The 12,099-nt window shown below is 44.9% G+C and carries 7 protein-coding genes; 3 read left to right on the top strand and 4 right to left on the bottom strand.

The genetic code is table 11. The features are described from left to right. The first annotated feature begins 120 nt into the window (after nt 1-120). Complete coding sequence (locus ADIS_RS22155) at nt 121-1,071, top strand: AraC family transcriptional regulator (protein WP_051113246.1); 951 nt, start codon at nt 121-123, stop codon at nt 1,069-1,071. Here the strand turns inward: ADIS_RS22155 and ADIS_RS02840 are convergent. The 3 genes from ADIS_RS02840 to ADIS_RS02830 all read right to left on the bottom strand — a co-directional run bounded on the left by ADIS_RS02840 (nt 1,031) and on the right by ADIS_RS02830 (nt 5,930). Beyond that, nucleotides 1,031-1,318: a hypothetical protein gene (locus ADIS_RS02840; RefSeq protein ID WP_010852789.1), complete on the bottom strand. Its 288-nt coding sequence runs from the start codon at nt 1,316-1,318 to the stop codon at nt 1,031-1,033. The two genes, ADIS_RS22155 and ADIS_RS02840, sit on opposite strands and share 41 nt — an antisense overlap. A 344-nt stretch (nt 1,319-1,662) precedes the next feature. Then, nucleotides 1,663-2,214, bottom strand: a complete 552-nt coding sequence (locus ADIS_RS02835; RefSeq protein ID WP_035804457.1) for a hypothetical protein — start codon at nt 2,212-2,214, stop codon at nt 1,663-1,665. A 137-nt stretch (nt 2,215-2,351) separates the two neighbouring features. Beyond that, the gene (locus ADIS_RS02830) at nt 2,352-5,930 is read right to left on the bottom strand and encodes an Eco57I restriction-modification methylase domain-containing protein (protein ID WP_238325362.1); all 3,579 of its coding nucleotides are present in this window, start codon (nt 5,928-5,930) and stop codon (nt 2,352-2,354) included. 45 nt (nt 5,931-5,975) lie between these two features. Here ADIS_RS02830 and ADIS_RS23325 point away from each other — a divergent pair, with 45 nt between their 5' ends. Then, nucleotides 5,976-6,161, top strand: coding sequence for a hypothetical protein (locus ADIS_RS23325; protein ID WP_238325361.1), 186 nt, complete (start codon nt 5,976-5,978; stop codon nt 6,159-6,161). A 532-nt stretch (nt 6,162-6,693) separates the two neighbouring features. Here ADIS_RS23325 and ADIS_RS02825 read toward each other — a convergent pair. Continuing rightward, entirely contained in the window at nt 6,694-8,454 is a 1,761-nt protein-coding gene (locus ADIS_RS02825) for a winged helix-turn-helix transcriptional regulator (RefSeq protein WP_010852784.1), read from the bottom strand. 93 nt (nt 8,455-8,547) lie between these two features. Between ADIS_RS02825 and ADIS_RS02820 the strand changes: the two genes are divergently transcribed. Continuing rightward, the gene (locus tag ADIS_RS02820) at nt 8,548-12,045 is read left to right on the top strand and encodes a VCBS repeat-containing protein (RefSeq protein WP_035804454.1); all 3,498 of its coding nucleotides are present in this window, start codon (nt 8,548-8,550) and stop codon (nt 12,043-12,045) included. The last annotated feature ends 54 nt before the right edge of the window (nt 12,046-12,099 follow it).

Genomic DNA, 12,099 nt, shown 5'->3' with positions numbered 1-12,099 from the left:
TATTATTTAGATTTAATCTAAAAACGATTAACTTTACGGCTGCAAATCTAGCGGTGGGCTGGAAATGAAAATGACGGCAGGAGGAATTAAAATGACGAAAAGGGAAATTTATCTGACCAAGTGACAAGGGAACATCCACATAGCAGGCTTCAATTGGTGTACAACGGCTCTTCGGAAGGGGACCAACCACCTTTTCTTTCAGGTGCGGGGCAATTTTCTCCTCATACCGTGTACTGTTCTGAGGGCGTTTCCTTGGTGTATTTTACAGGAGAAGTGGGAAAGTTTCAGCAGATGGAAATCCAGATCGGAGCGGGCTGTTACCAGTTGTGGGTGGTACTCAAAGGGGGCATAGCGCTGCATTATTCGGAATCTGATCAGCCATTTGAATTGCTGGAAGGTCGCTGCGTATTGGTCTTAGCCGGAGAGGAGTTTTCGGCGGGGTCCTTACCGGGGAGCTCGGTGGATGCGATGCTGATTTCTTTATCTCCGGAACTCCTGGAGAAAGTCGCGCGGGGAATAGATGGGTTTCAGGGCTGGGAAAAGTTAGCTTCCCATCAGCAGGGCTATCAGATCTACTTGGAGACCAAGTTAGGTGAAGTGATGCTGCAGATTGTGCGCAACTTGGCATTTAACGAATACGAAGGCTGCTTTAAACGGCACTTGGTGGAAATGAAGGTGCTGGAATTTTTGTTGTTGATGTTGATGCAACACAGGGAGCAGGAAGTGGATGTTTCGGGAGAGCCTTCGCTAATGGATGAGAAGGCACTTCAGCAGATGCATAGGGCAAGAGAAATATTGCTAAGTCAGCTAGCCAACCCTCCCAGCTTGCGGAAATTGGCATTGGAGGTAGGCACCAACGAATCCCATTTGAAGCGTCATTTTAAAGAAGCTTTTCAGCAGACGGTTTATGGATTTGTCATGGACAAGCGTATGGAAAAGGCGTTGGCGTTACTCAAAGATAAAGACCTGAAAATAGCGGATATATCGGAGCAGCTTGGCTATAAGCATGCCACCCATTTTTCGGCGGCGTTTAAAAAGTACTTTGGGGGACATCCGAAGGATTACCGGTGATGGTTATCCGGCTGGAAATGGTTTCGTCCATTTCTTTGCAAAGGGCGATCAGGCGTTGGATATTGGTGTCGTCGATGTCTTCGAAGTGCGCATACTGAAACTCGAACACCTCCCCGATTGCAAACGCATCGTTGATTTCCTTTAAATGGGTTCCCATGGCCAAGCTGACCATACAGCCAAACGCCTTTACCCTTGCTTCCCAAAGCTCGTTGATGCAGTCAATGATTTGTTCTTTGTAGGTTTTCATGGTAGTTCTCGAGGTTAGGACCGTCAATTTTGAGCGTTGGATTGTTTCCATTCTAAGGTGGTGTTTGAATAGGAATGGTGATTCCGATCTTGAATACCTTCTCGTATTCCTTTGATAGTCACTTCCGGTAGCGAAGGGGAACTCTTTTTTTCTGATTCTATGCCTATTCTCCAGATTACCATTGGGTTGTATCTATTTACTATTAATATATTTCTTTCGGTTTAATACTTAATATTCATTCAGGATTTTCTGAATAGATATGGCTTACTCGATATGATTTACCAAGGATTCATGTATGTAGACTGTGTTTTTATGGATATGTCCGGTCTTTTAAACAGTATGATTTAAGAATCGCTTTTTATGAAATGCCAAGTGTATACATATGATTTGTTTTTATATTGTAAGTTTTCTACGAGTTCGATTTTTTCGAGGTGAATTTCTTTTTTGTGAAAGAGTATTTTGAAACTATCAATACTTTTTTTAATTACTTTACCTTCTGATGCTGCATAATCCATGAAACTTCCTTTCGCAGCCCGATTTAGCAGAGGATTAATTCTGACTGTAACCAAGGCATATCTATTCTGCGAATCTATGTAAGAGTCACTTGGTTTTTCTTTATAGAAAGCCTTTGCTAAAAATCTTCCTGGAACATCACCTGCCACTTTTGGCTTGGCTTCCTCAATTTCCACAAACCTATAACATCCTTCAATCATCGCTTCATCTGAAGCAAGATACGTGTAATTAGAATCATTTATCCAATTTGGGATTTTAATAATAGAAAATATGTCAGCAGGAGATAGGTTATTCATGTCTACTGGTTTACACCAATCACCATCGAAAAAGTATTCCTTTTCTCCATTCTTATTAATTCTGCTTGGGTACTTTGACCAATCCATAATTTTTGAAATTTAAGTTTATAATTAAAAGGTAACAAGCATCTCAATCTTATCCATCAATTTTTTCTGCATATCAGCCCCATCCTTCCAAACCGGTTAATGAACCCTTGTGAGCTAGAAAATTCCGACCCGGCATATTAGTTAATCTTCAATACCCTATACCCCACACCCCCAAACTCAAACTTGTCCCCTTCCATCTTACCCATCATAGCCTGTGCAAGCCCAGAGTCAGCTAAAATGACTTTGTAGCCATCTGCTGTGAAGCTGCCTTTTTCTCCGGTGGATTGGATAATGTATTTCATTTCCTTGGCTTCCTCGTTACGGATTGTGACCTTGGAACCGATGGCTATTTTCTGGTTACTGCCTTGGGCAAATAAGGGTGTGGTGGCAGCAAACAGGTCCGGTTGGTTATCGGCTGTCTTCTTTTTCGGTGGTTTTGAAGAGGAACCTTTGGACTTCCCTTTGCCCTTCTGAAACCACTTTGCCACTTCCTCAGGTACAGGCTGTCCTTTCTGTTCGTAGAAGGCTTCTACATTTTTCTGCTTATGCAGGCCTTGCTTGGCTTCTTCCTCGAAGTATTGATGGTTCAGTTCCAACAGTCGCTTAAGGATTTCCTTACGAGCATCGGGATGGATAGTGTAACGCACCCGGTCATTCTCAGGAAGATAATCCACTTCATAAAAATCATGGCGAAGTTGAATATCAGTCCAGCCATAAGCTTCCAATACGGCTTCGTCCATTTGTTCGTGGAGTTGTCGAAGCATTAGAATCCTTTTTATTGACTCTTCCCATGAAAAATTAAAATTCATCTTTTCAAAATGAGTCCAAAAACTCAAAACGTCCTTTTCGAATTTTTTTGAATCATTTTTTATAACACTGTAATCAATCTCTCTTAAATTGAATAAATTATAAAACTTAGTCAATCCAAGCTTTATATCAAACATCAACTTCTTTCTTTCCTTGTAATACCGTTCTCCTATTTCATTTAAATAATCCTTGTATTTAATATTCGAATTTTCCGGGAACGGAAATGTCTCGAAAACGTCTGATGGCTGATAAATCAACCTTGTTTCAAGTTTAGTGGAGAATTTATAAGCCCAGGCAAAATGAAGGCTACTTTGAAGAATTGAAAAATTATCAAACCCTTGAATTCCAAAAATTGTCAAATTGGCGTTCAAAACCTGATTATTTTGAACAATCTCAATTGCATTAGTATTACTTGTTCTCGCAGTAACTATAACCTCTTTAAAATCCTTAATAACAGAATATAATTTCGGTCTTTTCTCTCCATAAATCCAATATTTTTGGGGTAACGGATACCTAAGTTGATAATCAGTAGATTCAGATCCATCCTTATTTTTCTTCTTTCTTTGCCTTTCTGGTCTAACTTTTGAATCAATAATTTGAAAACAATCTGGATACATTTTTGCTTTTTCCAGCTCCCAGTCAAAAAAATTAATAATATACCTACTTGCAAGAGATCCGATTTGGCTATTTAAATCATCTCCATTTAAGTATGGAAAAATAACATCAAAATTTCTTTTATCTCTTGAACATAATTCTTCAGCTTCCTCCTTAGTTAAAATAAAACCCATTCCAGCAGGTTCGGAACCCTTAAAACTTAAATCAACATTCTTAATAAGTGTAAAGGGATGAACTTGAGACTCACTGCTATCCAAATAAGTTGAAATTCCAATAACTTGCTTACCATTAAGTATGTAATTTCCTTTCCACACACCACTATAAATTGTAACCAGCGAAACCTCAACTGCGGCAATGCCAGGCCATTTCATGCTTGAAACAGCATGGTTAATTTTTCCTCCTTTGGAAATTATTACATCAAGTCCAAACTCTCTGGCACCACCTTGAGATATTGTATTTGTTGATATCAATGATAAAAATCCATTTAACTTACAGATTGAGAAAATCCTTCTGAAAAAATATGTAACTAAATCCTCTGCACCTATAGGGTGATATTGATGTTTCAAGAACTCAAGAAAATTGTTTCCAAAAGTTCCAGTAATTTTTCTTCTCCCCAAAAAGGGAGGATTTCCCAAAATACAATCAAATCCTCCCTCCTGGAAAACCTCCGGGTACTCCAGAAAGTAATGGAAAAAGCCTTTTTCCTGAGCTAAGGTCTCTGCTTTGGCCGGTGGCATTCCTGTAGGGATCGTCTTTTCACGAAGGTACTTCCGATAGGTGGCATCTGTACAGATATAGCCTTTTTGATCAGCTGTCTTGGGGATAAAGAACTGCGCGACCTGCATATCCGCCAAGCTTTTCAGCCGGGCATAGGTTGTCCCCTTGTTCAGTTCCATAAACTTCTTCTGCTTAGCTTCGATCTCCTCAGGAGTTCGTTCAGGTAAGTTTTTGAAGAGTTGGAACTGCTCGATGGCCTTATTGACCGCTTCATTCACATCCATAGAATAGTCCATGGAGAGCTGATCTTTACGCTCACGCTCTTCTTTGTTCCTTTTCCTGAATTGGGAAGCAATGTTTTTGTCATCTCCCGGCAGGGCTTTGAAGGCATCATCTGCGATACCTCGCTCCAGTTCTTCTTTATGGGCCAGTCCTACGATGGCATCTCCACATTTGATTTTATGATCGAGGAAGTTCAGTGGTTCTCCCGGGTTATGTGCTTCCAGCCATAACGCTACTTTACAGAGTTCTACAGCCAGTGGATTCTTATCCACGCCATAGATACACTCCCGTATCACATCACGCACGGCCTGACGGATGGCTGTGGGAGTGGGCTGATCTTCACCGGTTCGGACCTTCGCCAATTCTGTACCTATCCTACGAGCTGCAGAAAGGAGGATATGCCCACTTCCACAGGAAATATCACAGACTTTGATGGCCAAGAGGGCACGTTCCTGAAGGGTGGGTTTAGTGGCGTTTGGGGCAGTAAGTTTCAGCCTTTCCTCGGGCTTCTCGAGACAGTCCTGAATGATGTACTCCAAGGAATGCTGGATCAGCGGACGAACCAGTTCCTCGGGTGTATAGTGGGATCCTGAAGTGGAACGTTCCGTACCTGCCATAAAACCAAAGCTTGGGGAGGTTTCCAATTCGGAAAATACCGGCTCGAACTCCAGGAGTCCCTGATACACAGAACCAAATTCTTCCACGTCTAAGTTACCGAAGTTTACTTTTACCAATTGCTTGCGTTCCTCATCCATAAAGTAGCAAAGCCTATGGATAACGAAAAGCAGATCTTCATTTTTCAGTTTGCTATCTCCCAAAGCACCTAATGCCGAGGGATGGAAAATCCCCGAACCGAGTGGTTTGATTCCCAGTTTTTCCCCATATTTTGCAGTCTCAAACAAACGGAAAGTAATCTTGATATTTTCCCAGAGGTCATGTTTGTACCCTTCCACAAAGATCTTGCGAATGGCGAGCTTGCGAACCCGATCCATGCTGTAGAAGTCATAATAGATCTTGCGCAGTCGGGTGAGTTCGGCATCCCGCTTTTCCGGATAGACCAGACTGCGGTCTTCCGTCACGAGCAGAAACAGGAATCGGTAGATCAGGCGCAGCAGGTAGAGGTAATATTGTTTACCCGTCAGCTCCCCGGACTGCACCATGGCCCGTAATTCATGGTTATCGGGATGTTTTAAGAAGCCGTTGCCCAACCGTTTGATGGAGCTTTCCACTGCTTCAGAGAGCTTTTCACGGATACGGGTTCCCGATGCCAAGGACTCCTGATGGTAATACTCCATGAAGGATGTTTCTCCTTCCCCCTTCTCTTTGGGCATACGGGAAGCATGAAGGATACGATAAAGCACTGCAAAATCCGCAAAGAGCTCTTCCTCCATCATCTTCTCCAAATCAAATTCCAGATAGGTCAGCCTCACCAATCTGGTAGCATCGCGGAGCAGTCTCAGGTGCTTGCCATTGGTGACCATGGCATAGAGGAAATTATCGGTTTTGTTCAGGTATTCCTGTACTAAGGCATGGGGAGAAAGTCTTGGACCACCTGTTTCCCTGCGCTTATCCAAGCTATCGTTGATGCCCATGATATGCACTGGAAAACCTGAAAGGTTGGAAGCACGATGACTGATGGCGTATGTCTTGCCATCCAGGACTTCTGCATTGGATTTATCCACCTCATAGCCCAAGGTCATCAGGAAAGGAAGCATCCAGAAGTTACGGGTTTCGAAAGTACCGCTTTCATCTTCGGCTATCCGTTCTCTACGCATCTTAAATGCCTGCCAGTAACCCCGCGCCGAAGCCCAGGCCAAACCGATCTCGTCCCGTACTTTGATATTTTTGCCCAGCCCAAAATCAGCTGGATTCTGGTATTTGATATCCTCTGTAGCGAGCTTGTCCAGTATCTCGCCTGAAACAATATTTCCTTGTATGGTTATGCTTGGGAAGGTCATGAATTCCTTTTGCGTTGCTTCTTGTTAAATTTTTTTCTCCGAACTTTTCTCCGAACTTTTTGACTATTTCTTCCGAACCTGAATATGATTTCTTCCGAACTCACTCACCTTTCCAACTATTTATTTTCCAATATCCACGTGTCTTACCAATCCTTTCCAAGACTCCCTTTTCTTTGAGAGAATCAAGGTGTTCGACCACCGTTGAATTATTTAATCCAAGTATTTCCGCCATCTTACAAATCGAAATCCGTGGCTCCGCCTGAAGGAGAGAAAGGACCTCCAATTGTTTTTCTGACAGCCCGATTGTATGGGGTATTGTATGGGGTATTATGCCGGGTTCATCACCTGATTGGGTGAGTTTTGGATAAGGGCCTTCCCCGCCTTTGGCATCCTCTTGGCGCTGCACCGATAGCTCTATGATTTGCCAAAAGCCCCTTTTTCCACCAATACGCGCTATAAACCCTAATCTTTTTAAGATATTGAGGTGCTCCTGCACCGTTGAAACGTTGACATCGAGCAGCACAGCAATCCTTCGTTTGGTCAGGCCAGGATCGTTTTTCAACAAATCCAGTATCTGTGCCTGCCGTTCAGTCAAGTGGATTGGACCACCTTTTGGACTACCTATTGGACCACCTATTGTTTGGTCAGATTCCTGTTCGATTTCATCTTTGATCTCCAACTTGTCTTCCAAAAACCATGGGTGGACAGGGAGGGTTGCCTGAAAGAAACTCCGTTCCTCATCGGTTAGGAATTCCGGCATGGGTGAACCATTCGTTTCCATTACCCTTCGGATGGTCGGAATTCCCGTGGCTTTCCCTTCGGTGAGATCAAGCTCTTTCAGAAAATCACCCAGTCTTCTGTTTCGATATCTTCTTGGAAATACACTGCCCTTTTGAAACTCAGTTAGTTTGATGCTACGATCCGGGCCACCATAATTCAGTATGATCAACTTATCGGGATAAACCCTGATCTCAACCGGTTCGCGGGTCAAGTAGTCCCGATGATACAGCGCATTGGCGATGACTTCTTCCAAAGCTTCATAGGGATAGTTCCAAACACGTACTGACTCTGCTTGACCTTTGATTTTTCGGGTCATTTGCTTTGATACATTGATCCGCAGGTAGTCGAGCGTTCGACCGATCATATAATCCACAGCTCCGGAAATATTCGGGGCCTCAAAGAACTCAGGATCTGCCTCTCCGTTTGGGAAATGGACAATCTCCACTCGGGAATAGGGAAAGTATTTCTCGGGATTATCGGTAAACATCATCAAGGCTACATTCCTTGGATGCCGTCTTTCCGGTGGGCCATAGAGGAGCTGCATTTGGGAAAGTAGCTGTTCCTTTGTCAAGGAATCCATGGAGTCCAAAAGCTTGCTCTCCACCTTTCTCAGGTAATCCCGAACCAAGGTAAGCGAAATCTCATCAAAGCTTACCTGGGTATTGGGCCGATCATCGAAAGGAGTCTTTCCGCTAAGGGCAATCAAATCTTCCTTTTGACTTTTGTTGACTTTGATCGAACTGGAACCATAACGGATGTAGTAATGGTACTTCTTTTCCTTGGCTTTGATTTCGTCAGGAACTTCATACGGTCTGTTATCTCCTGCAAATACCCAAATCACCAGGATTTTTTCACCCTCTATTTCTTCAATACTGATTTTGGGATGATAGGCCGGATTGATCAGGTTGTTCATTTTTACCATATCCTTTTGGATGCCATCAATCTCTTCCTCGTTGAGTCCGGCAGGTGGCAGAACAGGTCTCCCATTTTCTTCGGCTATCCCCACAAGGATATAGTCACCGCCAATATCATAAACCCACCCAAAGGCATACCTCCGATAGGTCGGGGCAGCCAAATGCACGAAATGGTAACCTTAATTTTACTTGGCAGCTTCTGCGTCAAATCGTTTATATGATTATCTTTCGGGGAAACGTCCAACAGTCTCTGTATCCCGATGCGATTTCTAGGTGCTAATTTGGTTCTGGCTCTCCTTCTGCAGGCCGGTTGTCGCGAGAGGAGTACTTTTGAAAAGATATCTTCTGCCCATTCGGGTGTTTTTTTCCAAAACACCTTGCTGGAAAGCAGCGAGCTCAACGTGTTGACCTACGAGTATTTTTATAACGGATCCGGCGTTGGCGTGGGAGATTTCAACAATGACGGCCTGGAGGATTTGTTTTTTACCTCCAATATGGGGAGCAGCCGAATTTACCTCAATAGGGGAGATTTCCGGTTTGATGATATCACCGATCAATCCGGGATAGCTACCGAAGGGAAATGGGCAAACGGTGTTTCGATAATCGATATCAATCAAGATGGCCATCAGGATATCTATGTGTGTTTTTCGGGGCCCTATGCCAGTGAAAGGAGGGTCAATGAGCTGTACATCAATAATGGGGACGGAACTTTTACGGAGATGGCCGAGGCCTATGGGTTGGCGGATACCTCCCACAGCGTTCAGGCGGCTTTTTTTGACTTTGATTTGGATGGATACCTGGACATGTACCTCTTGAACAATATGACCGATGACACCGGGCCAAATGTGATTCGACGGAAGCGGGTGGACGGCCAAATGTTGAATACGGATAAGCTTTACAGGAATAATGGGGATAATACCTTTACGGACGTGTCGGCAGCGGCTGGGATCACGATTGAGGGCTATGGTCTTGGGGTGTCGATCGGCGACTTTAATGAGGACGGATGGCCGGACATCTACGTTTCCAACGATTACCTGTCCAATGACCTGCTCTACATCAACCAACGCGACGGAACCTTTAGGGACGTGGCCGCAACCGTGTTTAAGCATACCAGTTATTCTGCCATGGGTAACGATGTAGGGGATTTTGATAATGATGGCCGGTTGGATGTGGTTACCCTAGACATGCTTCCTCCGGATAATTATCGTCAGAAAATGATGTTCGGAAAGACTCTTCATGAGCGCTTTCGATCAGAGGTCTTGTATGGATACGCTCCCCAGTTTATGCGAAACACCCTCCAATGGAATCGTGGGTTGAACGCGGACAGCCTGCCAAGGTTCAGCGAAATTGCCTTTCTGGCAGGAATTGGCGCGACCGATTGGAGTTGGAGTTCGCTATGGGTGGATCTAGACAACGATGGTTGGAAGGATTTATTGATCACCAATGGTTACCCAAAAGATATTACCAACCGGGATTTTGTGGATTATAAGTCGGGTTTATTGGCCGGAGCCGGTGTTGATACGGAAAACTGGCGGGTGCTGTTAGGGGAGGCTATAAAGGATCTGGAGGGAGCGTTTGTTTCCAATTTCCTTTTCCAAAACCAACAAGGTCTACGGTTCAACGACGTTTCCGCCAAATGGGGCCTTGCTGAGAGTGCCTACTCCAGCGGAGCGGTCTATGCGGATTTGGACAACGATGGCCACCTGGATTTGGTAATTGCCAATACAGGCAGTGCTGCTTTTATCTACAGGAACAGCCAATCGGATTCGTATCCCGGTAATTTCATCAAAATTCGACTAAAAGGGCCGGAAAACAACTTGGATGGAATAGGTACTAAGGTGTTTTTGTATTCGGGATTGGGGGTTCAGTACCACGAGCACTACCTAACCCGAGGCTATCAATCCTCTGTTTCTCCGACTGTTCATTTTGGATTGGGGGGAGATTCCAAGGTGGATTCCGTGGTGGTTGTTTGGCCTGACCGACAAGTTCAGGTTGTTAAAGATCCGACAATCAACCAACTGGTAGGTATTGACTACGCTCCAAACACGACGATCAATCCGTTCCAAGTGAACCGAAATTGGGGATATGTGTTTGAGCCGCTTGTGGATAGCTTGTTGGGTGTTCAGTATCGGCATAAAGAGACCCACTTTTCGGATTTCAATGTCCAGCCGTTGCTGCCGCATAAGCTATCCCAACTTGGACCGGGGGTATGTGTAGCGGATGTGGATGGCAACGGTCTGGAGGATTTCTTTGTCGGGGGTGCCTTTAGGCAGTCAGGAGAGATTTATTTTCAACAGTGGGACGGTACTTTTACGAAGCAAACACTGGACAGCGGGGATGCCTTTGAAGAAGATATGGGGGCACTGTTTTTTGATGTGGACGGGGATGGAGACCTGGACCTTTATGTGGTTTCAGGGGGCAATGAGTTTCAGGCTGGGTCACCTTATTATCAAGATCGCCTCTATGTAAACGAGGGCGGGGTCTTCCGTTTGGATGCGGAAGTGCTTCCCGTTAGCCTTGTGAGTGGGTCCTGCGTAGTTGCGGCTGACTTTGATCAGGACGGTGACGTGGACCTTTTTGTAGGTGGGCGACAAAGTCCCCAAAACTATCCCCGACCGGGTATCAGTAAGTTGCTTGAAAACCGAAAAGGGAAATTGGTGGATGTTACGGATGAAAGGGCACCCGGTCTGAAAGAGATAGGCATGGTAACTTCCGCCATTTGGAGCGATATCGACAACGACGGGTGGAAGGATTTGGTAGTGGTGGGCGAATGGATGCCCGTCTCGGTGTTCAAAAATGATCAGGGCTATTTACGGAATATTACGGACGAGCTGGGCTTAACCCATACCCGTGGCTGGTGGAATACCATTCAGGGAGCGGATGTCACCAATAATGGCTACACGGATTTCATACTGGGCAACCTCGGACTGAATAGCAGGTATACAACTTCTTCTGACGCGCCCTTGCAGGTGCACATAGCGGATTTTGATAACAATGGTACGGAGGAGGGAATCATTTCCCATGTGATAGATGGTGTGCGGTATCCCATACACCCGAGGGACGACCTGTTTTCCATTATTCCGTCATTCAAACGGCAGTTCCCCGATTATCATTCCTATGCCCTGGCTACCATGGATGACCTGATGGATGGGATGAAGAAGGAAAAGATCACAACCCTTTCGGTAGATACATTTCGTTCGGGCGTATTGATCAATGAATCGGGCAGGACATTCTCCTTTCGGGCACTGCCCTATGAAGCCCAAATCTCACCTATATTTGGTATTCATGTAGATGATTTGGACGAAGATGGTGCGGTTGATCTCATTCTTTCCGGAAACAATCTGGGCGTAGAGGTACTTACAGGTCAATACGATGCCTCGTATGGGGCTGTGTTAAAAGGTGATGGTCAAGGTAACTTTAGATATCTTCCCTCCAATCTCTTTTTGGAGGGGGATGCAAAGGCGGTGGCTTCCCTGTACCATGAAAACAGCAGGCGGCCCATGTACCTGTTTACCAATACGGACGGCAAGCTTGATCTTAGGGCGGGATCAATACTGGAGCGTCCATATAGTTTCCCAAAGGGTAGCGAAGGAGGCTATGCGGTGATGCACCACGTAAATGGAACGGATCGAAAGCGTGAATTTTACAGGGGATCCGGGTACCTTACCCAATTCTCCAATCGGCTGACAGCCTCTGATTCCCTGCTGCGTATTGATTTTTTCGATTCGACCGGGAGATTGATTGGATCAAGTCCATAGGTCTTGTGGTCAGCCATCCACCTTTCTTCATGATAGGGTCGGTCACGTTCCTCG

It is taken from the genome of Lunatimonas lonarensis (assembly GCF_000390185.1).
GTDB classification, from domain to species: domain Bacteria; phylum Bacteroidota; class Bacteroidia; order Cytophagales; family Cyclobacteriaceae; genus Lunatimonas; species Lunatimonas lonarensis.
The sequence above is the reverse complement of the archived record's forward strand: the minus strand, read 5'-3'. Positions and strand labels throughout refer to the sequence as shown.

Excerpts from the sequence above, each read along its gene's own strand:
- ADIS_RS02840 (WP_010852789.1), bottom strand. The coding sequence starts at position 1,318 with ATGAAAACCTACAAAGAACAAATCATTGACTGCATCAACGAGCTTTGG.
- ADIS_RS02835 (WP_035804457.1), bottom strand. The coding sequence starts at position 2,214 with ATGGATTGGTCAAAGTACCCAAGCAGAATTAATAAGAATGGAGAAAAG.
- ADIS_RS02830 (WP_238325362.1), bottom strand. The coding sequence starts at position 5,930 with ATGGAGTATTACCATCAGGAGTCCTTGGCATCGGGAACCCGTATCCGT.
- ADIS_RS23325 (WP_238325361.1), top strand. The coding sequence starts at position 5,976 with ATGAAGGATACGATAAAGCACTGCAAAATCCGCAAAGAGCTCTTCCTC.
- ADIS_RS02820 (WP_035804454.1), top strand. The coding sequence starts at position 8,548 with ATGCGATTTCTAGGTGCTAATTTGGTTCTGGCTCTCCTTCTGCAGGCC.